The sequence below is a fragment of the Endothiovibrio diazotrophicus genome, assembly GCF_054657215.1.
In genome coordinates, this window is sequence record NZ_BAAHXB010000024.1 from 1 (window position 1) to 21,442 (window position 21,442).

The 21,442-nt window shown below is 66.7% G+C and carries 19 protein-coding genes; 2 read left to right on the forward strand and 17 right to left on the reverse strand.

The genetic code is table 11. The features are described from left to right. The first annotated feature begins 95 nt into the window (after positions 1 to 95). A complete protein-coding gene (dapB, locus tag ACYQ2W_RS08530; protein ID WP_459865268.1) occupies positions 96 to 902 on the forward strand; it encodes a 4-hydroxy-tetrahydrodipicolinate reductase in 807 nt (268 codons plus the stop codon). 322 nt (positions 903 to 1,224) lie between these two features. Here the strand turns inward: dapB and ACYQ2W_RS08535 are convergent, their stop codons facing one another. From ACYQ2W_RS08535 to ACYQ2W_RS08615, 17 genes are all read right to left on the reverse strand, one after another. After that, positions 1,225 to 1,509 carry a hypothetical protein gene (locus ACYQ2W_RS08535; RefSeq protein ID WP_459865270.1) on the reverse strand — a complete coding sequence of 95 codons (285 nt, stop codon included), beginning with the start codon at positions 1,507 to 1,509 and terminating at the stop codon, positions 1,225 to 1,227. A gap of 32 nt (positions 1,510 to 1,541) precedes the next feature. After that, a complete protein-coding gene (locus tag ACYQ2W_RS08540; RefSeq protein ID WP_459865272.1) occupies positions 1,542 to 2,027 on the reverse strand; it encodes a type IV pilin protein in 486 nt (161 codons plus the stop codon). 20 nt (positions 2,028 to 2,047) lie between these two features. Continuing rightward, positions 2,048 to 6,841, reverse strand: a complete 4,794-nt coding sequence (locus ACYQ2W_RS08545) for a PilC/PilY family type IV pilus protein (RefSeq protein ID WP_459865274.1) — start codon at positions 6,839 to 6,841, stop codon at positions 2,048 to 2,050. 38 nt (positions 6,842 to 6,879) lie between these two features. Continuing rightward, positions 6,880 to 7,395, reverse strand: coding sequence for a PilX N-terminal domain-containing pilus assembly protein (locus ACYQ2W_RS08550; RefSeq protein ID WP_459865276.1), 516 nt, complete (start codon positions 7,393 to 7,395; stop codon positions 6,880 to 6,882). A gap of 5 nt (positions 7,396 to 7,400) precedes the next feature. Then, complete coding sequence (locus ACYQ2W_RS08555) at positions 7,401 to 8,366, reverse strand: PilW family protein (RefSeq protein WP_459865278.1); 966 nt, start codon at positions 8,364 to 8,366, stop codon at positions 7,401 to 7,403. Continuing rightward, positions 8,363 to 9,043, reverse strand: coding sequence for a type IV pilus modification protein PilV (pilV, locus tag ACYQ2W_RS08560; RefSeq protein WP_459865280.1), 681 nt, complete (start codon positions 9,041 to 9,043; stop codon positions 8,363 to 8,365). Before pilV (ACYQ2W_RS08560) ends, ACYQ2W_RS08555 begins: the two co-directional genes overlap by 4 nt. Beyond that, positions 9,040 to 9,570 (reverse strand): GspH/FimT family pseudopilin, encoded by a 531-nt coding sequence (locus tag ACYQ2W_RS08565; RefSeq protein WP_459865282.1) that lies wholly within the window; start codon positions 9,568 to 9,570, stop codon positions 9,040 to 9,042. The genes pilV (ACYQ2W_RS08560) and ACYQ2W_RS08565 overlap by 4 nt, the downstream gene beginning before the upstream one ends. A 781-nt stretch (positions 9,571 to 10,351) precedes the next feature. Beyond that, the gene (locus ACYQ2W_RS08570; protein WP_459865284.1) at positions 10,352 to 14,719 is read right to left on the reverse strand and encodes a hypothetical protein; all 4,368 of its coding nucleotides are present in this window, start codon (positions 14,717 to 14,719) and stop codon (positions 10,352 to 10,354) included. A gap of 68 nt (positions 14,720 to 14,787) precedes the next feature. After that, a complete protein-coding gene (locus tag ACYQ2W_RS08575; RefSeq protein WP_459865286.1) occupies positions 14,788 to 15,255 on the reverse strand; it encodes a pilus assembly PilX family protein in 468 nt (155 codons plus the stop codon). 1 nt (position 15,256) lies between these two features. After that, positions 15,257 to 16,198, reverse strand: coding sequence for a PilW family protein (locus ACYQ2W_RS08580; RefSeq protein WP_459865288.1), 942 nt, complete (start codon positions 16,196 to 16,198; stop codon positions 15,257 to 15,259). A gap of 83 nt (positions 16,199 to 16,281) precedes the next feature. Beyond that, on the reverse strand, positions 16,282 to 16,617 hold the full coding sequence (locus tag ACYQ2W_RS08585; RefSeq protein ID WP_459865290.1) for a PilW family protein: 336 nt from the start codon (positions 16,615 to 16,617) through the stop codon (positions 16,282 to 16,284). An 8-nt stretch (positions 16,618 to 16,625) separates the two neighbouring features. Next, positions 16,626 to 17,258 (reverse strand): type IV pilus modification protein PilV, encoded by a 633-nt coding sequence (gene pilV, locus ACYQ2W_RS08590; protein ID WP_459865292.1) that lies wholly within the window; start codon positions 17,256 to 17,258, stop codon positions 16,626 to 16,628. Continuing rightward, positions 17,255 to 17,812 carry a GspH/FimT family pseudopilin gene (locus ACYQ2W_RS08595; RefSeq protein WP_459865294.1) on the reverse strand — a complete coding sequence of 186 codons (558 nt, stop codon included), beginning with the start codon at positions 17,810 to 17,812 and terminating at the stop codon, positions 17,255 to 17,257. Before ACYQ2W_RS08595 ends, pilV (ACYQ2W_RS08590) begins: the two co-directional genes overlap by 4 nt. A 13-nt stretch (positions 17,813 to 17,825) precedes the next feature. Beyond that, the gene (locus ACYQ2W_RS08600) at positions 17,826 to 18,254 is read right to left on the reverse strand and encodes a type IV pilin protein (RefSeq protein ID WP_459865296.1); all 429 of its coding nucleotides are present in this window, start codon (positions 18,252 to 18,254) and stop codon (positions 17,826 to 17,828) included. Positions 18,255 to 18,640: 386 nt separating this feature from the next. Continuing rightward, complete coding sequence (locus tag ACYQ2W_RS08605) at positions 18,641 to 19,102, reverse strand: rhodanese-like domain-containing protein (RefSeq protein ID WP_459865298.1); 462 nt, start codon at positions 19,100 to 19,102, stop codon at positions 18,641 to 18,643. Positions 19,103 to 19,334: 232 nt separating this feature from the next. Beyond that, positions 19,335 to 19,745 (reverse strand): type II toxin-antitoxin system VapC family toxin, encoded by a 411-nt coding sequence (locus ACYQ2W_RS08610; RefSeq protein WP_459865300.1) that lies wholly within the window; start codon positions 19,743 to 19,745, stop codon positions 19,335 to 19,337. After that, positions 19,742 to 19,990 (reverse strand): FitA-like ribbon-helix-helix domain-containing protein, encoded by a 249-nt coding sequence (locus tag ACYQ2W_RS08615; RefSeq protein ID WP_459865302.1) that lies wholly within the window; start codon positions 19,988 to 19,990, stop codon positions 19,742 to 19,744. The genes ACYQ2W_RS08610 and ACYQ2W_RS08615 overlap by 4 nt, the downstream gene beginning before the upstream one ends. A 385-nt stretch (positions 19,991 to 20,375) precedes the next feature. Here ACYQ2W_RS08615 and ACYQ2W_RS08620 point away from each other — a divergent pair, with 385 nt between their 5' ends. Continuing rightward, positions 20,376 to 21,188: a sulfurtransferase gene (locus ACYQ2W_RS08620; protein WP_459865304.1), complete on the forward strand. Its 813-nt coding sequence runs from the start codon at positions 20,376 to 20,378 to the stop codon at positions 21,186 to 21,188. Positions 21,189 to 21,442: the final 254 nt, after the last annotated feature.

Here is a 21,442-nt window from a genome sequence, read left to right on the forward strand (position 1 = left end):
GGAGGCGGGGGCGGGGATCGAAGTTTTCATCTCCGCGCCCTCTGCGCTACTCTGCGCGCTCTGCGTGAAATCCATTTTCGATGAGGCTGTAACTGATGACGCGAGTTGCGATCGTGGGCGCCGGTGGGCGCATGGGGCGGGTGCTGGTGGAGGCGGTGAGCGCCGTTGAGGGGATGGCGGTGAGCGCGGCCACCGAGCGGGCCGGTTCCTCGCTGCTGGGGAGCGACGTGGGCGAGCTGGCCGGGGTCGGCGTCCTCGGCGTGGCGCTGGTCGACGACCTGGCGACCGTGGTGGACGACTTCGACGTGGTGATCGACTTCACCGGACCGGCGGCGACCCTCGCCCATCTGGCGGTCTGCCGCGCCCACGGCAAACGCATGGTGATCGGCACCACCGGCTTCAACGACGAGCAGAAGGCGCTGTTGACGGATGCGGCGGGGGAGATCGGCATCGTCTTCGCTCCCAACATGAGCGTCGGCGTCAACCTCTGTCTGAAACTGCTCGACATGGCCGCCCGGGTGCTCGGTGATGAGGTGGACATCGAGATCATCGAGGCCCACCACCGTCACAAGCTGGACGCCCCGTCGGGGACCGCCCTGCGCATGGGCGAGGTGGTGGCCGAGGCCCTCGGGCGGGATCTCAAGGCGTGCGCGGTCTACGGTCGCGAGGGGCAGACCGGGGAGCGGGAGCGGGCCACCATCGGCTTCGAGACGATCCGCGCCGGTGACATCGTCGGTGAGCATACGGTGATGTTCGCCGGGCTCGGCGAGCGGGTGGAGATCACCCACAAGGCCAGTTCGCGGATGACCTTCGCCAAGGGCGCGGCGCGGGCCGCCGCCTGGATCATGGGGCGGGAGAGCGGCCTCTACGACATGCAGGATGTGCTGGGTCTGAACGGCTGAGCTATCGTGTTCGGAAGCTGAAGGGCCCGGGGGAGCGATCCTTCGGGTTTTTTTTCGGGTCAAAGGCAATAGCTCAAAGGGATCTCGGTCGACTTCACCCGTTCATCAACGTCTCATCGGCCGGGAGGGGGAGTGAAGAGGGGGATTGGCACGACCGATCCTCCCTTTGACCTATTGCCCTTCACCTTTGACCTGAAAAAGGAGAGGCGGCCTTCCCTGGCCACGACGGCTGCTCCTGCGGTCTATCGGGTTCCATCCCTGTTCCGAAGTGTAGTTTGGGGTGGCGACTGCGCGCGGCCGCCGGTCGCCGGTTTGCCGCCGGTCAGTCGTAGTCGGGCAGTCGGGTGTCGTTCTGCGGTCGTGGCAGACCGGCGTCGGCGGGGAAGCCGAGCTGGATCTTGCAGTTCCGGTAGGCGAGCTCGCAGCGTTTTTCCCGGGCGACCGGGTAGCGTCCGTCGCTGCCCTGTTCGGGGATTGCGTCGATGCACTGGAGGAAGGTGTCGTAGCAGCCGCGCAGGCGGGGGTCCAAATCGGCGCTGGCGCCGACCGAGAGGAGGCCCACCAGGAGGCCTGCGAGGGTCCGGAGGGGAAGAGAGGGACGCTTCATGGCGGGGGGCTCCTTTAGGATGCGTGGGCCGGCTACCAACAGCGGACGTTGGCGGAGACGGGATTGCCGTTGGCGTCCAGCGCCGACTGCGCGCCGTCCTGCCCCAGCAGCAGCGTCTCGCAGTCGGTGTCTTCGGCCTGAGTGCCGGTGGCGGTGGCCGCCAGGAGGTATCGATCGGTGTTGGGTTCGTCGGCGGTACTGTTGTCACCGTCGGAGTCGGCGAAGGAGAGGGTGTAGTAGCCCTGGGTGCTGTTGGCCTGGCCGTAGACGGCGACGATGGTGGCACCGGTATAGCTGCCGTTGTTGTTGGCGCGGAAGCGCTCCAGGGCGTTGGCCACGCTGGTCAGCGCTGTCTTTGCGTCGGCGCGGCGGCTCTTGCGCGCGCTGTCGAGATAGGCGGGGTAGGCGATGGCGCCGAGGATGCCGACGACCATCACCGCGATCATCAGCTCGATCAGGGTGAAGCCGGCGAGGTGCCGGTGGCGGGTCGGTCGGCGCTGCGGGCGGTGGGGGGGCATCGGTTCTCTCCTCGTTGGGGTTACTGGATCTCGCGCCAGAAGAGTTTTTGGGCAGTGGGGGGGGCGAAATTGAGGTCTTTCGGTGTCTTGGGGCCGATGACGATGACCACGCCGTTCTCGGTGAGCACCGGCACCGGCTCCGGGGGAAGTCCGGGGTAGTCAAGTATCTTGGCGCGCTCCAGGGTGTTCGGGTCGTCGTCGCGGTTGAAGTAGGCGGAGCCGCTGATTGCGCTGACCGCATAGGAGGTGGCGGTGCCGACGTCGGCGAGACAGCTGTCGGTCACGTCGCGGGTGGGCTTGAAGGTGTTGAACAGGATGACGTCGGCGAAGGTGGTGGAGGCGGAGACCACCTTCTCTCCCTCGTAGGTGCCGTTGCTCTTGCGCAGCTCGATCTTCCAGCCGGCGGCGGCGTCGAGACTGTTGATCGCCGCTTCACGTTGTGCCGTGGTGCCGTTGGTGATGACGTCGTCGGTGGCGTCGTAGAGGTCGGCCTCGGTGATCGGGGTGTAGCCGAGCCAGGTCTTGGGCCCTTTTCCAATCTGCTCGTCGCGAACCATGTAGAAGCGGTCGTGGATCGCTTGGTCGAGGGGGTGGGAGCGGTAGCCGGAGCCGATGGCCAGGGAGATGAAGTAGTGGCCGGCATCGTTGATCGGCGCGGCGTTGACCGGGTAGTAGAAGCGGCGGTTGTCGGCGGCGGTGGAGCCGCCGAGGGAGGCGAATACGCCGCCGGTGGCGAGGTTGCCCGCACCGGTATTGCCGGTGTTGTCGAAGTCGACGCGCCAGATGCGTGCGCGCATGTCGCCGAAATAGAGACGATCGAGGTAGCCGTCGAGATCGAGATCGACGGCGGTGATGTCGCTGGGCACGGCGCTAGTCAGTTCGCTCAGCTCGAGATCGGCGCCGCTGCCGCTGGGGCCGGCCCACCACAGGCGTTGTCCGGTCTCGGCATCGACCATGTAGACGGCGCGGCCGATGGCATCGTCCTCGGGCAGGGTGTTGCTGTCCTGGTTGGTATCGTAGCCGCCACCGAAGATCAGCACCTGTTTGGTCACGCCGTTGAGCATGACCTCGCCGATCTTCGGCTGCGACCAGCTCTGGCCCAGTTCGGTGAAGTCGCCGCTGCCGCCCTGGATCATCCACTTGAGGAGCGGTGCGGCGCGGTTGCTGACGTCGAGAGCGTAGTAGTTGCGCCCTCCGCGGCGCATACCGAAATAGAGGTAGACGTGATCGCCGCTCTCGACATTGTCGGCGTCATCGACGATGCGCCCATTGTGGTTGGCGTCGAGGTACCAGGTGGAGACCGGGCCGTCGAGGCCGTAGATGTGGTCGCCGCCGGGGTTGGTGTAGAAGGTGTCGAGGTTGGCGAGCAGCTCCTTGGGCACGAAGGAGAAGAGCTCCTGGCCGGTCTCGACGTTGATGGCGTGGAGGTAGCCCTCGTTGGTGGTGACGTAGAGGGTGATGTCGGGGTTTGCTTCGGTGCCGCCATAGGTGATCAGGCGTGGCTTGCTGTGCAGCGGGTCACCCATCTGTTGCCGCGATTCGGTTGTGTTCTGGTCGCCGTCGATGTCGAGGACGTCGAGGCCGCGGGCCCACTTGAGCAGGTTGGTGCGGTAGGCGTCGTCCTGGTCGGCGATGTCGAGCAGGGTCTTGGTGATGGCGGCGTTGTTCTCGCTGAGGGGATAGGTGGTGAGGTTGACGTTGCTGGGTGCCGCGGCGCTGGTGTAGGTGTAGATGTGGCGGTTGGTGCCCAACTGCTCGGCGGCGCCGCCGCGGCCGACGTTGTCGCCGTCCGGCGACTGGCTCCACCAGCTGGTGGCGCCGGCCCGGAAGAAGCCGGTATTGCTGTCGATGGCGTTCTGGTTGGAGACGTCGACGATTTGCGGGTCGTCGCTGGTGCCGCCCAGTTTGTAGCGCTTGATGTTGCCGACCCACTTGGCGTCGCCCGACGGGCGGAACAGCGCGAAGTAGAGTTCGTCGCGGTGGGTCAGGCGGTTGAAGGAGTTCACCGACACCGCCGGAGCGGTGTAGGTGGTGTTCTTCTCCAGGATCTGACCGAAGATCTCGTGGAAGACGGCGGCCAGGTCCTCGGCATTCTGCGCCTCGTAGAAGCCGCTGTCATCGGTGCCCGCGCCGGTGCCGCCGCCGGCGGTGGCGAGGTCCTGCAGGAAGGTGGCGCCGGAGATGTTGAAGCCGATGGTATAGGTGCGGACCCGTTGGGTGTCCTGGAGGTCGTCGCGCTGGTCCTGGTTGTACAGGAAGCCGGCGAGGTCGACGCCGCACTTGGCGCCGCTGCTGCCGCTACACGCGTGGCCTAGGGTCGACTCGATGACGGTCGCCTCGTCCATCGCGTTGGGTTCGCCGTCGGAGAGCAGGACGATGTAGTTGGCCTGGCAGCTCTTGCTGATGGGGCTCTTGTAGGTGGGGGTGCCGTCGATGAACTCGGTGCGGCAGTCGCTGCTGCTGGGGTTGTCGGTGGTGCAGCCGGCGGGGCGCACCACGCCGCTGCCGCCGGTGTAGGAGGCGGGGTGGCTGAGGCGGCTGTGCTCGGCCGAGGAGCCGCTCTCGCCGGAGTCGATGGTGGGGCCGAAGCCGCGGGTCTTGCCGAAGTAGACATCCTCGCCGCGGAAGTAGCGGGCCGCCTCGTAGAGGGTCTCGACGATCGGCGTGTTGCCGTTGGCGACGAAGTCGTCGACCTGACGCTTGAGCGCCTGCTTCACTGTGTAGGCGGGCCCGGTCTGGTCGCCCATGTTCCACTGGTAGCGCACCCGCAGCTTGGCGGCAGCGCCGGCCTCGCCGTTGAACGACTCGACGGTGCGGGTGTCGGTGCCGGATCCCTGCTCGATGAGCAGCGCCAGATTGTTGCCGGTGTTCCAGCCGGGGCGGGCGATCACCTCGCCGATCACCGCGGAGAGGTCGGGGGTGGTGATGGTGGCGTTCACCGCGGCGGCGTCGGGGTTGGTCCAGGTGACGTTGGCGCTGGTGCGTGTACGGTTGCTCAGGTCGTGGCTCGAGGTGCTGAAGGCGTTGGCGCTGTCGCTGTTCTCGGCGGAGATGAGCAGGCTCAGGTTGCCGCTCTTCTGCTCGTCGATCTCGAAGGTCACGTCGGATTCCAGAATCGAGGCTCCCTGGGGGATGGGCAGGGCCTGGAAGAGCAGGCCGACCACCTGTTCGGTGGAGCCGTCGTGGACCAGCTCCAGGTCGCTACTGCCGAGGCCTACCGAGCCGCTGGAGACGTTCTCCTCGGCGTCGTCGTTGCCGGTGGTGATCTGGCTCACCAGGGTCTGCTTGATACAGCCCTCGCCGGGGGCGTAGCCGCCGTCGGGCTGGTCGTAGGTGACGCGCAGGATCGGTGCCAGCTCTGGGGCGCCGTCGAAGGAGTGGGCGATGCGTCGGTTGAGGTTGTCGAGGCCGCTGACGGTGAAGGCCATGGCGTTGCCGCCGCACCAGGTGGAGCGGTTGACGATCTCCTGGACGATGGTGCTGAGGTCGGGGCTCTGGTAGCTGTTGCCGGCGGTCCACTCCTCGACGTTGTTCCAGCTCACCGTGGCGCCGGTGCCGGTGCGCGCGCCGATGTCGTTGGCGGTGTCGGTATAGGTCTGGGCGTCGTCGCTGGCCTCGCCCCGGACGGTCAGGTTGTAGGCGCCGCTGGTGCTGGAGGAGGCGGTGAATTCGAGGTGCGCGCCGGTAACCTTGGCGCCCTGGGGGACGCCGACGTCGGTGAAGCGCAGGCCGACCTGCTGGCGGGTGTCGGCGAGGCCGCTGCCGGCGCCATAGGTGACGCGCAGCAGCGGGCAGACGGCGGGGTCGTCCCACATGGACGCGGTGGAGACCCGGTAGCTCGCCATCTCCTGGTAGCCGTTGTTGTTGTCGGAAAAATGGAAGGCCAGGGCGTTGCCGGCGCTCCAGTGGTTGGAGGACTTCACCGCCTCCTCCACCAGGGTGGAGAGGTCGGGGGTCTGTACCCGGATGCCCGCGGCGAGCACCGGAATCGGATCCCACAACACGCTGGTGCTCCACCAGGTGCGGCTGGAGATGTACTCGTTGCTGTAGAACGGATCGGCATTGCCGTCGCTGGGCAGCTCGACGCGGATGTTGGCGTTGGGGGCGCTGCCGCTGTGGCTGCCGTAGGTGGACAATTCGATCTCGGCGGCGCTGATCGGGGCATCGGCCGGGATGTCGACGTTGGGGAAGCGGAACAGTACCGTGTAGTTGCCGACGTCCAGGTCGTCGTCGTCGATGCTGTAGATGCGGTTGGGGTCGGCCTCGGCGTCGTCGGTCTCCTCCAGCACGTAGCGCTCGATGGTCTCCTCGCCGGTTGCCAGGCTGGGGTCGTCGATCAGCTCCAGGTGGCCGCTGTCGAGGCTCACCGCGTTGTCGGCGGTGAACTGCTCGGCGTCGTCCGCGGAGGCGTTGATCTGCGAGAGTACCTCGCCGCCGGTGCCGTTTTCGGTGCACTCCTCGTAGTCGCAGGCGTCGCCGTCTATGTTGGCCACCGGGAAGAGGATCGGACCGCCGTCGGTGTTGCTGCCGTCGCGGCTGTGGAAGCGCATCAGACCGACGTTGATGCTGCTGGTGGAGTCGAGGATGGTGTGCAGCGCCTCCTTCATGTTCTCCATGCGGCTCTTGCCGGTGCCGCTGACGGTGGTGCCCATGCTCCCCGAGGTGTCCATGATGAACAGCACGTTGGGGCGGATCACCTCCTCGCCGGAGGTGGCGCCGCCAAAGAAGATCTCGGAGTCTTCCGCCTGCAGGGCCGGAGGCATGGCGAGCAGTGCGGCGCAGATGGCGAGGGAGAGTTTCTTCAGTTGGTCCATGACACACCTCGTCCGGGGCGCTGGGGCCCCGCGTTGATTCAATTGGTTCCTGCGGCCTGCCGCTGGACGCCCAGCAGGTGGATCGATTGAGCGGAGGCCGACGCCAGGTTGGCCGTCCCGCGGACGGTGAAATTGTTCATCGGCGTGCCGTAGTCGAAGCCAAAGCCGATGGACCGTCCGGTGTAGGTGGCGACGACACCGGCGGTGACCGTCTGCGCCTGTCCCGGCGGGGTGACCAGGGCGGAGTAGTCGGCGGTGGCGTTGGTGCCGATCACGCCGTTGCCGAGGGCTTGGCCGAGGAGCGCGTTCTGGTTGACGATCGCCCCGTCGAGGGCGGTCTCGGAGGCCTGGAAGGTGATCGACTTCGCCTGGGCGTTGAAGGCCATGCTCTCCCCGAGGGTGGCGTTGCGGATGCCGCTCACGCCCATGACGGTGAGCACCAGCAGGATGATCAGGGAGATGATCAGTGCCGCGCCGCGTTCCCCGCGCGAGGGTTTCCAAGGGGGCGGCGGGCGGCGCGGAATGCCGGTGGTCGGTGTGTCACAGTGAAGCATGTGCGTTACCTCGCGATGGGGGAGCGATTACGCAGGATCACGGTGGTGGAGAAGATGCTGCGGCTCAGCCGGTCGTTGAACGGGCCGATCGCCGGGGCGTCGAGCAGGGTGTAGGTGGTGGTGGTGTCGTTGGTGTCGAGGCCGTCGCTGTCGCCGGAATTGACCAGCAGCTCGATGCGCAGGCTGACCACCTTCGACCAGTCGCCCGCGGTAGTCACTGCGGTGGCATTCTGGTAGAGGTCGGCGACGCCGTCGAAGGGCGCGGTGCTGGGACGCAGGGCGGTGAGATCGATATCGGTATCGACGCCGTAGAGGATCTGCATGTTGTCGATGCCGCCGACCAGGATGTGCTCTTCGCAGTCGGCGACGGTGATCGGATTCGCGGTGAGCGCGGAGAGGGTGCAGCTCCCTTCGAATTGGGGGTTGTCGGAGACGTCGTAGGGGATGCAGGCCAGATTGCCGCTGGGCAGCACCAGGTAGCGGTTCTTGGCGTAGAAGGGGTTGCCGGCGTAGACCCCCCCGCCTGGGGGAATGTAGCCGGACGGCGGATAGTCGGCATTGCCGTCACCGTTGTAATCGGTGCTGTTGCCCAGGCAGTCGGTGGTCGGGATGAGGGTGGTCGCGGGGCCCAGCGGGTTGGTCTGGTACATCACCGTCACCGTGTCGCTGGCGTTGCCGCCGCCGTCGGCGGTCAGTGCGCCGACGGTGTAGATGGCCTGTGGCGCCAGGTACGGATCGTTGAACGGGTAGCCGGTGACGCGCAGGTCGCGGTTTAGGAAGGCGGCGGCGAAGCGACCGCTCTCCTGGACCTGGGACTGGGCGGAGACCAGGCGGTAGGACTGGCGCGTGCCGAGGAAGATCTCCAGCACGCCGGCGATGAGCAGTGCGCTGACCGCCAGGGCGACCAGCAGCTCCACCAGGCCGAAGCCGGATCGGGCGAGGGTGTGGCGGCTGCTGATGGAACGACTCATGGGACGACCGTGTACTGTACGGCGGCCGTGCTGTTGCGGCCGGTGGTGGGGTCGATTTCGCTCCAGCAGATGATGATGGTCTGGTTGGAGCCGTCGGTGCAGATGCCGTCCGCTTGCCCGGGTGCCGGGGGATCGATGTTGCACAGGTTGGCCGCCGGGTTGGCCGGAATGGCGGCGGCGTCGGCGTCGTTGCACGAGACGTAGGCGCGACCGTTGGGGATCGCGCTGACTCCGCCGTTGCCGCCGAAGCCGCAGCTCAGGATGTAGAAATCGAACTGCGCCATCTGCACCGGGGTGCAGGTGCCGGCGGGAAGACCGACGCGGTCGCTGCAGAAGGGCGCGGGGGGGACGGCGCAGTTGACGTTCCAGCTGTCGGCGTTGCCGCTGGTGGCATTGGCGTAGGGGCTGGCGACCGAGTAGGCATCGTCGGTGTCGTTGTCGCCGTTGCTGTTGGCATCGACGAAGGCGGTGCTGTCGTTGACTGTGGCCCGCATCTTCTCCGCCAGCTCCTCGGCGAGCAGGGTCGCCTGGGAGCGCAGGAACGCCCCTTGGGTGGAGCGCAGGCCGAGGATCTGCAGGTTGGCCAAACCGAGCAGTCCCACCGAGAGGACCAGCAGTGCCACCAGCACCTCGAGCAGGGTGAAACCGCGGGAGCGGTTGGCGGGGCGGCGGCTCATTGGCTGCGTACCTCGGCGCGGCCGGTGCGGCTGAGGGTAATCTGCCGCTGGAAGTTGGAGAGCAGATTGTGGCTGAGGGTGAGGGTGCCGTTCTGGGTGTTCCCGCCGACGGTCTGGGTGCGACCGGTGGGGAGGTAGGAGATGGAGTTCTGGACGTTGGTGGTGCCGGTCAGGGAGTAGACCGTGGGCAGCGCGTTACCGGTGCGCACGATGGTTTCGTTGCTGTCCACCACCGCGTTGGCGAGCCCGTTGCTGTCGGTGAAGGCGATCCAGCCCTGATCCCAGCCGCCGTTGGTGGTGCAACTGGCGCCGTCACCGCTCTTGCACACGGTGATGGTCACGCCGCGCTTGACCGCCTCGGTGCGGGCGAAGAGCAGGGTGGAGAGGAAGTCGTTGGCCTGGGCGGTGAGCCGGTTGTTGACGATCAGCCGCTCGAACATCGGCACGCCGAAGGCGGCGATCATTGCCACCAGGGCCAGGGTGACCACCAGTTCGATGAGGGTGAAGCCGCGGGCGATTCGGTTCATGGTTGGGATTCGGGTCAATCGGTTCTCCTGCTGCCTACTTTAATGCAGGATTGATGGGCAGGGAGAGAATCTCCGATGAGCGGACGGGCTGCTTGGACGGTAGGAGACGGTAGCGAGAATTTGGCTTGGGGGCGATGGGGTTTTTTCTCTTGATAGATAAGGATATTCCTTAGCTGGAGGGACCGGGAGAGTGGAGGGGGGCGGAGAAGGCGCGGCGACCGAAGGGTGTGTCAAGGTACGAGGCGCACTGCCCTCTCCGACCGGTGTGCCGCCTATCGTCGGCACACCCGGCTGCTCCGAAGGATGTCCGCATCGGTGGCAGATCTGTTTGACACGGCGCCCGCCTTGCAGGGCCCCCGGGGGGCGCGACTACGGCATCTCCTTGTACCAGAAGCGGCGCAGGCGGCGGTTCAGCGAGGTGCCCGGCGGTTCGTCGACGCGCACGCCGGAGATCACCGCTTCGTGGATCTCGCCGTCGATCTGCACCACCACCGGCACCGGCGAGGGGAGGTAGCCGCCGCCGGGGTGGATCTCCGCACGGGTGGTGGCGCTCTCTCCGCGCACCGAGGTGGCGTCGTCGTAGTAGACCTGGTACTGGCGGGCGATGCCGAGGTCGCTGACGCAGAGGCCGGAGTCGGCCACCGCGGCGCCCGGTTGGTTGGTGTTGAAGAAGGTGACCCGGTTGAGGGTGACCGCGTTGCTCACTACCTTCTCTCCCTCGCCCAGGGTGACGTACCACCCGGCGTGGCTCGCCAGGTCGTTCACCGCCGCGGTCTGGGTGTCACTGGAGCACTCCTGGATGCAGTTGTTGGTGGCGTCGATCAGGTCGCTCTCGAGAATCACCGACTGGATGCGCTCGCCGTTGTCGAAGGCGGTCTCGGTGATGGCGGTGTCCTTGAACATGTACATCCGGTTGACCACGCTGGTGTCGAACGGGTGTTCGCGGTCGCCGCTGCCGATCAGCACCGCATCGAAGCCGTGTTCGTCGTAGACCACGTCCGGCGGATAGAGGAACTTGCGCAGTCCGCCGGGGGCGTCGCCGCGGACGGTGGCGAGCAGGCTCACCGCCCAGTTGGCGGGGTCGGCGTTGCCGACGTCGACGCGCCAGACGTTGCCGCCGGTGTCGCCCACGTAGAGACGGTCGGTGTAGGCGCTGTTGTCGCGGCTGCGGATCACGGTGACGTCGCTGGGGATGGCGTAGTCCATGCCGTTGACCGTGCTGTGGTCGGCCGACCAGATCAGGTCGCCGGTGAGGGCGTTGAGGGCGAAGATGGCGCGCCCCATGGAGCGTCCGGTGTCGCTGGCGTCGGCGGGGGGGCGGTCCTCCACGAGTGGGTCGTAGCCGCCGCCGAAGAAGAGTACCGGGGTGGGATTGGCCGGGTCGGGGTAGCGCAGGTTGGTGACCACCTTGGGCACCGACCAGGTCTGGCCCAGTTCGCCGAGGCCGGTGTCCCGGTTGCTGCGCTTCCAGAGGATCTTCGGCTCCTCCGGGTCGCTGGCGTCGAGGGCGTAGATGAAGCGCCCGCCGCGGCGCATCGAGATATAGAGGTAGACCTTGTCGCCGTCGGCGGCGACCAGCTTGCCGTCGTTGTTGGCATCGTAGACATAGATGCCGATGGAGCCGTCGGCGAAGTAGGGCTTCTTGCTGGTGGAGCTGATCAGCGGCTCGTCGTCGCGCAGCCGCTGCAGGCGGTCGAAGAACTCCTCGGGGATGAAGCCCCACACCTCGTGGCCCGGCAGGGGGTCGCCGATCTGGCTGTCGAAGCCCCCCTTGACCGCGTGGAAGATGCCGTCGTTGGCGCCATAAGAAGACGTAGACGTCGTTGTCGTCTTCGAAACGGTTGTAGTTGACCACCGCGGGGCGGGCGTGGAGCACGTCGCCGTGGACCGAGGCGCGCACGTCGGTGGCGCTGCCGTTGCCGTTCTCGTCCTCGGCGTTGTCCTCGCTGCGTACCCAGTTGACCAGTGAGGCCACCTCCGCGGCGCTACCGCCGCCGCCGCCGGAGAGTTCGGCGACGATCGGCTGACTGTTCGTGCCGGCGGCGATGCCGGCGGCCGCACCCAGGCTGTAGGTGAAGTTGTCGCTGTCCACCCGGGTGACCGAGTGGGTGCCGTTGAAACCGCTCGGAGTGGCGTTGCTGATGGTCACCGAGTCGCCGTTGGCGAAGCCGTGGTTGACTGCCCGGGCGCGGGCGGTGGTGCCGGGCTGCACCGCGGTCGGGCTGCCGCCGGAGACCGCGTTGAGGGTGGCGGTGAGCGGGTAGGTGAAGTGGTCGGCGTCGATCGTGGTAACGGTGTAACTACCGTTAAAACCGTCGGGGTCGGCGCCACGGATCTCCACCGTCTCGCCGCTGGTGTAGCCGTGGGCCGGCAGGTAGGCCACCGCGGTGGGGGTGGTGAGGCGGGCGGTGAGCTCGCCGGAGGCGGCCACCGGGGCGGTGGCCAGGGTGTACTGGAAGCTGTCGGCGTCGACGATGGTGACGTCGTGGGTGCCGTTGTAGTCGCTCGGGGTGGCGCCGGCGATCTCCACGCTGACCACGTCGCCGGGGCTGCCGAAGCCGTGGCCGGGGAGGGTGGCGGTGGCGGTGTTGGAGGTGCCGCCGGCCACCTTCACCGTGCCGGAGGTGTTGTCGCTCAGCGCGCTGCCGGCGTTGTACCAGAAGTAGTCGCCGATGACCAAGCGGACCTCGAAGGTGCCGTTGTATTCGGTGGGGTTGGCGCCGGTGATGGTCGCCAGGTTGCCGGTCGCCAGGCCGTGGCCGGGGGCCAGCGCCCGCGCCCACGGGGTGCCGGTGGCGGCGCTGATGGTGCCGGTGGCGGCGGCGAGGCCGGCGGGCACGCTGTAGGTGAAGTGGTTGGCGTCGATCCAGGTAACGGTCTTGGTGCCGTTGTAGTCGCTCGGGGTGGCGCCGGTGATGGTGACGGTGGTGCCGCTGAGGCCGTGGCCGCCGGGCAGGGTGGCGGTGGCGGTGGCGGTGCCGCCGCGCACCGTGGCGCTGGTGACGTCGGCCTGGCCGAGGGCGGAGACGGTGTTGAAGCGGAAGTGGTTGCCGCTGGCGGCGGTGATCGTCCAGTTGCCGTTGAAGGCGCTGGGGGTGACGCCGGCGATGGTGACGCTCTGGCCGTCGCTGAAGCCGTGGTCGCCGTCGGTGGTGGCGGTGACCGAGGCGCTGCTGGTAATCGCCGTGCCGCCGTCGCCATGGGCCAGGTTGTGGCCGGCGGAGGTGCTGAATTCGAAGCTGGTGTCGGTGGCGTTGTAGACCACGAAGGTGCTGTTGAAGTCGGCGTCGCTGGCGCCGCTGATGGTCACCGACTGGCCGTTGACGACGCCCAGGGTGCCGGCGACGGCGGTGGCGATACCGTGGCGCTTGTCGTTGCCGACGTAGTCGAGGGTTACCGCCTGACTGCTCCAGTGGTTGTCGAGGGCGGTCAGGTCGAGGGTCGCGGTGGCGTTGAGGGTGAGCACGCTGCTGCTGTCGGTGAGCGCCGTGAGCAGCTCGGTGACGGCCACGCCGCTGCCGGCGGTGGTCAGCGACTCCACCGGGTTGAGATCGGAGAGCCGGGTGATCGGCTGCGTCTCTTCGGCGCTGAGGATCGATACCTCCTTGCTGCCGAGGCCGAGGGAGAGGGCGTCGATGTCGCCGTTGTCGGTGGTGAAGAGGTAGTCGGAGAGCGGGTCGCCGCTGTCGCAGGGGTCGGCGGTGTTGCCGGTGGTGGTGTTGTAGTCGGTGCAGGTGTAGAGCTTGCGCGCGGTGTGGCTGGCGGCGAAGTCGAGCCGCAGCATCTGGGCGACGCCGCCCTTTTCCACCAGATCGCCGTCGGGCAGGTCGGAGGCGCCACCGGGGCCGTTCTCCTCGGCGGTGCGAAAATCCCAGAAGCTCGACGAGGTGGTCCAGAAGCTGGGCGAGCCGGGGTTGACGAAGCCGCTGAACTCGTTTTGCGCCGGCTGCCCGTTGGCGTCGACCATCAGCAGCTCGTCGTTCTGGTAGTCGAGCTTGTAGCACTTGAGGTTGCCGTACCAGCGCGGGGATTTGGTGGCGTCGGGGCGGAATACGCCGATGTAGACCTGGTTGAGGTTGGTGCCGCGGACGTTGACCGAGACCGGCAGGGTGGTGGCGGCGAAGACGCTGTTGACCGCCTGGATCTCCTGGAAGATCTGGTTCAGCGCGGTGACGATGGACTGGCCGCCGTTCTGGCTGGTCACGGCGAAGTACTTGCCGTCGCCGTTGGCGGCGGTGCTCTTCATTAGCTCGGTCATGTCGGGACCCTGGCCGGTGGTGACCGGGTCCACCTCGACCACGTAGGTGTAGACGTTCTGCTCGCCGTTGACCGCGTCGTTGACGTCGTTCTGGGCCATGTAGCGGGCCCACTCGTCGGCCCAGTTGCCCTGCTGGCCGTTGGGGTCGATGGCGATGAGGTTGGGCGGGGAGGTGCCGGTGAGGGTGCCGAGCATGCTCTCCGAATCGGCGAGGGAGGCGGCGTTTTCGTTGGCCTGGCCGTTGCTGATGATGATGACGAAGTTCTTCTGGCAGGCGTTGACGATCGGCGAGTTGAACAGCGAGGCGCTGGTGGGGCTCGACTCCAGGGCGTAGCCGCCGAGGCTACTGGAGGAGGCGGGATTGTTCGGGTTGTCCGCGAAGTCGGTCTTCTCCTTGCCGTAGCTGGCGTGGGAGGGCTTGCCGGCGTAGTAGAGGTAGGCCTCCATCATCATCAGGGCGACGGTGTTGTTGTTGCCCTTGTCGCCGAGGATGTCGAAGCCGTCGACCACCGAGGAGAGGACGTTTTTGTTGACGGTGTTCATCTGGCGCACGGCGAAGCGCACGTAGCCGCCGTCGATGTTGTCATTCCCCGCGCCGGTCTCGGGGTACATCATGACGCCGAGGTTGAACTGGTCGGTGAGGCCGGCGATGACGTCGATCAGCGCCGACTTCTCGTTGACGAAGATCTTCTGGCCGGCGACGTTGCGGCTCCAGTTGGCGGTGTTGTCGAGCAGGATCAGGATGTTGGGCCGGTCGGAGGCGAGGTTCGGATTGGCCAGGAAGATGTCGGTGTCGTCGTTGACCGGGTCGAAGGCGGCCATCGCCGGCAGGACGGCGAGCAGCAGGGTGGCGGCGAGCAGCAGGCGACGGGTGAGGCGGTTCGGTTTCATGGGGCTCTCCTGCGTATTCGGTCTACTGCGCCTCGCCGGGGTGGGTTCGCCGGGCGGCGCGGGTGCGGTCAATCGCAATGGCCTTGCAGTTGGCGGATCTTCACCCCCTGGTGGAGGGCGACGGTGGCGCCGCTGGCCGGATCCTCGGCGGCGACCACGATCTCCCACAGGTTGTCTTCGGGGGCGAGTTCGATGGTGGCGCTGTAGCCGGCGGCGGTCTGTCGGAGCAGACAGCGTGGCCGGGCGCGATCGACCAGATAGCCGTCGACGGTGACCTGGGCCGGGTCGCTGGGCGAATTGAAGGTGCCGGGGAGGCTGATCGCCTCTTCGATGTTCTGCTGGGCGGCCGCCTCCAACTGCTGTTCGACCTGGGCGTTCTTGACCACGATCAGCCCGAGGTTGGAGATGTTGACCGAGGAGACGACGAAGGTGGTCATCATCAGCAGCAGGATCAGGCTGAAGATCAGCACGGCGCCGCGCTGCGCGGCTTGCCGGGCGGGAATGTGGTCGTTTCGCGCACGCTGGTGGTGGTTCATGTCACTCGGTCCCCGCCGGTCGCTCGCGCCGTCCCGCCACGTTGTTGAGACGCACCTCCGAGGTGAACAGCTGGCGCTTGTAGTGGTCGTTGGAGGGGTCGCCATCCTGGTCGGCCCGGGGGACGACGGTGTCGTTGTCGGCGCTGTAGGTGCCGAGGGTGAAGGTGGTGCTGTCGGTGTGGTCGACGATCTGCGCCGCCGAGCGGACCAGCAGGTAGAGGCGCGCGGCGACCACGTCCTGCCACTGGGTGAGGGTCGGCAGCGCGGCGCTGGAGGCGTTGGGCAGGTAGCGGTCGGGCACCCCGTCGCCGATGAATCCGGTCAGCGAGTGGGGGGTGGGACCGGGGGGGACGGTGTCGAGCCCGTACTCCACCTTCATGTACTCCACCCCCTCGGCGAGCCGCTCCAGCTCGAAGGTAGGGAGCGGATCGGCGCCTTCGGCGATCGAGGTGCTGCGGGTGAGGAAGAGCCGCTTGAGGGTCGGGATGTCGTCGTCGCCGTCGACGCAGATGTCGTTGACGCCGCTGCCCTGGCTGCACGGGGCGATGAAGTAGATGTTGATGATCACCCGGCGGCTCTCGCCCGGGTCACTGCTGCCCGGGGAAGTGTTGTTGTCCACCTGGGTCCACGTCTGGGTCGACGGGTCGACGGAGGCCGGGGTGGTGACCATGAGGTTGGTGAAGGTGGCCATCTCCACGTCCTGGGTGGCGGTGCGCACGGTGAAGGCACCGCTCGGCAAGAGCTGCATGTAGACGAGTCCGGCGACCGGGTTGACCGCGTGGTAGCTGCCGGTGTCGTCCACCGCAAAGGCGTCGGTGCGCAGGTGGCGTTTGGCCCAGCCGTTGATCTCGGCGTAACTGGGGCCGTTGGTGTTGATCTCGTTCTGCACGTCGAAGCCGAAGGTCCGCGGATTGAGGCCACCGGTGTCGACGCGGCGCACCACCAGGATGTCGGAGCCCGGCTTCAGGTTGCTTGGGGGGAGCAGGGTGGAGGCGCAGCTGGTGCTGGTGAGATCGGGGCGGCTGCTCAGGTTCGGCGCGCGGTAGCCCTGGATGTAGAGGGAGAGTGCGTTCTGGATGGCGCCGGCGCGGAGGCGTCGCAGGGGTCGGGCAGGCTTCCCGGGGTCGGCAGGGCGTTGGAGAGCGGGCCATAGAAGCCGGCGTGGCGGACGTCGTCGAACAGCAGGTCGAGGGCGAAGCGGCCGTTCTCGATCAGCTCGCCGGCGAGGCTCAGCTTGCGGTTGGAGTCGCTGGAGTTGACGAATAGCGAAGTGATGCCGAGCAGCACCAGTGAACCGATGGCCAGGGCGACCAGGATCTCGGTGAGGGTGAAGCCGGCGGGATGGCGGGGGTGTCCGTTCATCGATCCGTTCACAGGGTGGCGAGGCGCACGGTAGTGGAGACCGCGCGCCGCTTGGTCTCGGCGCCGTAGAGGCCGTTGGCGCAACTGACGGCTGGGGCGAAGGTGTCGCTCATCCCCTGCCAGCTGACGGTGATGGTATAGAGGCCGGTGCCGGCCTGGCCGCTCACCACGGTGGCAGGGTCGTAGCTGATGCAGGCCCGCGCGCCGATCATCGCGCCGATCTCGGCGTCGGCGGCGCTGGTCGCCGCGGCGCCCCGCAGCAGGGCGTCGACGGCGTTGAGGGTGGCCACCGCCTGGGCGTTGTTGGCGCTGTTGCTGACCGCGCAGGTGGGGGTGCTGAGGTGACCGGCGCCGAGCGTGCCCAGGTAGGGGGTGCCGGTGGTGTCGTCGGTGGTGATGGCGAAGCACGAGGCGGTGGCGCGGTTGGCGTTGAGCCGGTCGGTGATGTCGGTGAGCAGGGTCAGCGCCTGGGCCCGCTGCAGCGACTCCAGCTCGGAGACGTGGAGCTGGGTCTGCAGGGCGGCGATGCCGAGCAGGCCGGCGATGGTGATCACCAGGGCGACCAGGATCTCGACCACGGTGAAGCCGGGTTGGCGGGGTACGCCTCGCCGGTGCGCCAGGCTGGCGGCGGGAAGGGTCATCCGTTGCATCCGTTGCTGCTGTCGTGGTCGGCGTCGACCTCGGTGCGTGGGTGACCACTCAGGCTCACCGCGACGCAGCGCATGGCGGGGGTGGTGACCACGCTGCTGGCTGGGAAGAACTGCACCTCGTTGGCCGAACCGCTGAGCCGTCCGCTGCCGCTGAAGGCGACGCTCGTCGGGGCCAGCTGGTCGGCGCGGGTGGCGGCGAAGGCGGCTGCGTCGTTGTCGGCGACGCCCTCGAAGCCCTCGTGGGAACGCAGCGTGTTGCCGTTGTCGTCGGTGATCGTCCACCCGTTCTCCCAGCCGCCGGAGGCGGCGCTGACGGTGACCACCGCGTGGCGCTTGATCGCCTCGCTACGGGCGAAGATGAGGCTGAAATGGAGGTCGGAGGCGGCGCTCTTCAGCCGCTGGTTGATCACCATGTTGCGCCCTGCCGGGACGGCGAAGGAGAGGGTGATGGCGATGATCGCCACCGCGGCGATCAGCTCGACCAGGGTGAAGCCGGCGCGGTGGGCGAGGCGGGGCGGGGTGTTGGGGGAGCGGTGCTGCAACATGGCGGGGTGCCTCCTACCAGTGGTCTTCGCTGCCGTGGGTCTTCGCCCCGGTGCTGTTGAAGGAGAGGTCGCCGTCCACCGCCTGGCTGCCGGCGGCCACCGCGCTCACCGACCAGGTGGGCGGGGTGGCGGCGTTGTCGACGGTGATGGTGACGGTGTAGTAGTCGTTGAAACAGCGAGCGGGGTCGTCACCGGTGCACTCCCACTGGTCCTTGGCGATGCCGAGGACGGTGGGATCGGCGCTGTAGCTGCGGGCATCGAGGATGTACTGCTCCTCGCGGTTGGCGATCATCACCATCAACTGCTGGGCATCGGAGCGGTGGGCCTTGCGCACGCTATCCCGGTACGCGGGGTAGCCGATGGAGGCGAGGATGCCGATGATGGCAGTGACGATCAGCAGTTCGATGAGGGTGAAGCCCCGGTGGCCGCGGTTCGGGATCATGGTCTCGTCTCTACTGTTCCATGCGGGTTGAGGTGGTCTGCGGCATAAGCGATATGCCGTTAAACGCACAGGATTAGCCTTGTCATGACTAAGGAAAATCCTTAGTAATGCAAAGTATACCTCTTATGGGGAGAGGTGTAGCGGTTGGCGGATGGGTGGAGCGGAAACGGGGGATGGCCGGTAGGGCGGGATGGAAGGGTGTGGTGGGACGGCGTCCCGACTCCGTCCGCTCGATTCTTCCTGGCGGTGTGGATAGATCTGGATTTCGGCAGGGAAATGCGTGGACCGGTGGGATTTGGCGTCGTCGCCGAGGGAGGGATGAGTGCCGACCGATGGCGGCGGTCGGCCGATGGGTGGCGGGCGGCGGGGAGGCCTCGCCGCCCCGCTCAGCGGGCCTGCTCGGGACGCAGGTGGGTGGTGAAGTAGTCGTCGGCGGTATCGATATCGACGGCCTGACCGTGGTGGTCCACCAGGGGTTGTTCGAAGTCGTTCCAGCCACGCAGGCCGGTCTTCAGGGAGTAGACCTGGCGGTAGCCCATGCGCTGCATCACCGAGGCGGCGAGCACGGTGCGGTTGCCGGAGCGGCAGAGCAGCACCACCGGTTGGTCGCGGGCGTCGGCGAGCGCCGGCACGGTCTCCTCGTAGTTGAACTCGCAGGCGCTCTCGAGGATGCCGCGGGGGACGTTGATCGCCCCGGCCATGTGCATGGCGTTGTATTCGTAGGGCTCGCGGATGTCCACCAGCAGGGTCTCGGGGTGGGCCTCCAGGAACTCGGTCAAATCCCAAGGGAAAAGCTCGTTGACCCCCTCCTTGAGGCACTCCTCGACCAGTTTGTTGAAGGTTTTCATGGGGTTTACTCCGGGCTTGGGATGGGCAGGGTGGGGAGTATATCAGGGGGTGCTAATGGTTGACCATTTTGCACGGTAGTGAAACGGCGTTGTGCCGCTCGCCGAGGTAGAAGAATTTTCGACACGAAGGGCACGAAGGAGACGAAAGCAGGAGTATCTGCCGAGATACCGTGTCTCATAGGGCGCCCCGCGGGCGCCGTATCAAACGGAACTGCTTGCCGCACGAACACGCCTATTCCGGGTAGACGACCTCGATTCCAAGCGACCGTCCCGCCTTCTCCAACCGCTTGTCTCGAGTGGCCAGCGTTGCGCCGTACCTTCGGGCCAGGACGAGATAAAAGAGGTCATAGGCCGGATGGTTGACGGCCGCCGCAGCAGCCAGGGCCTCGCTGGCGAGGCCCTGATCCGCCTCCAGGTGGTCCACCAAGCTGAGTGCCTCCTCAAGGCGCTCCAGGGCAAGCGGTTTCGGCAGCTCGGCGTGGGCGACGTACTTCCCCAGCGTGTTCGCGCACTCGCTGCAATAGAGGGTAGGGGCGACCACCGTGGCCGAACCGGCGAGGAGAGTCGCGAGTTGGGCCGCCTGTGGCGTGCGCATGACGACATGGATGGCCGCCGATGCGTCAAGGACAAGACGGACGCTCATCGCTCGCGATCTTCCCGGATCAGCTCCTCCGGGGAGCGACTCGGACCCCGTGCCCCAACTTCTTCAATCTCCCCACGGATTTTTTCCAGAGTGCGCAGGCGGCGCGCGCGAGACTCCAACTCCGGAATCTTTCTCAGTTCGACGATGGCCTGCTGGGCGAGACTGCGGTGCTCCCGCTCGGCACGCAGGGAGAGGGCTTGGTAGACATCCTCCGGGAGATTTCGGATCTGGAGCGTGGACATCATGGCGCGGCTGCTTGGTGTCTGTTCATGTGGCTTTCACCGTAGTGCATGAATTGTGATGCCGCAAGGCGCTTTCGATCGGCGGAATGATCCACTGAACGGATATCATTCTGTTGTTAGTCAGTATTGATTTTATTAACTCGAATTTTTGCTACGGCATGGAGTTGGAGCGGGCGCTTGAACGTCACGAAGAGGGAAGCGCAGTTGTAATCCCGGTAATTCTTCGGTCATGTCTATGGCAACAAGCACCCTTCGCAAGGCGTGCTGCTGTCTCCCGCCTGCTGTGACCCTAACCATGTCCGGTGCGGTGGCGGGACGTACGACTTGCCTTAAAGCCCTGCCGCCCCAATTCAGACGGTATCGATTTTCTCTGCCGAGGGGATATCCCATGTCCGACCTGCCGCTGATCATCGAGCCCGATGCATTGGAACGCCGCCTCGGGGAGGAGGGGCTGTTGATCGTCGACCTCTGCCGTGCAGACCTCTATGCGCGTTTCCATATCCCCGGCGCGATCCATCTGGATTATGGGGCACTGGTCTCCGGCATCCAGCCGGCCACCGGGGAGTTGCCCGCTGAGGAACGGTTGGCGGAGGTGTTGGGGGGGATCGGGTTGACCCCGGAGAGTCGGGTGGTGGCCTACGACGACGAGGGGGGCGGCAAAGCGGGGCGATTGCTGTGGACGCTGGACGTGATCGGCCATTCGCGGGCCTCGCTGCTCAACGGGGGGATCGCCTCCTGGTCCACCGAACAGCATCCGATGGATGGACACGCGGTGGGGAGGGAGGTGCGTGAGCTGGAGGTGGTCTACGGCGAGGAGCGGGTGGCCGACATGGGTTACGTCCTGGAGCGGTTGCACGATCCCGACGTGGTGCTGCTCGACGCCCGTTCGCCGGAGGAGTATCGCGGGCGGGTGCGTTATGCCCTGCGTGGCGGTCACATTCCCGGTGCGGTCAACATCGACTGGATGGAGGCGATGGACACCAACCGCAATCTGCGGCTGAAGCCGGAGGAGACGCTGCGGGCGCTGTTCGAGGGGGCGGGGGTGACGCCCGACAAGGAGGTGATCGTCTACTGTCAGACCCATCACCGTTCCTCCCACACCTACATGGCGCTGAAGTCCCTCGGTTATCCCCGTCTGCGCGGCTACGCCGGCGCCTGGGCGGATTGGGGCAACAATATGGATGCGCCAATCGAACGTTGAGTGCCGCTTCTGCGGGGCGGGAAACGGGGGGGTGGGCGGGGGGCGTTGTATCGGCTTCCGATGGGCGTTTCAACCATCGCATGATTCATTCCGTCCGGAGTGATTTCCGCCGATGGTGCCTTCGTTCTCGGCGGATTACGCTGTCGCTAATCCGCCCTACGATTGGTATCTGCCCAAACCGGGCGTTCACCGCCGCATTTCCGCGCCTCCGATCGCTCTTCTTACCAATTGATTTTTCATATAAATACGCGCCT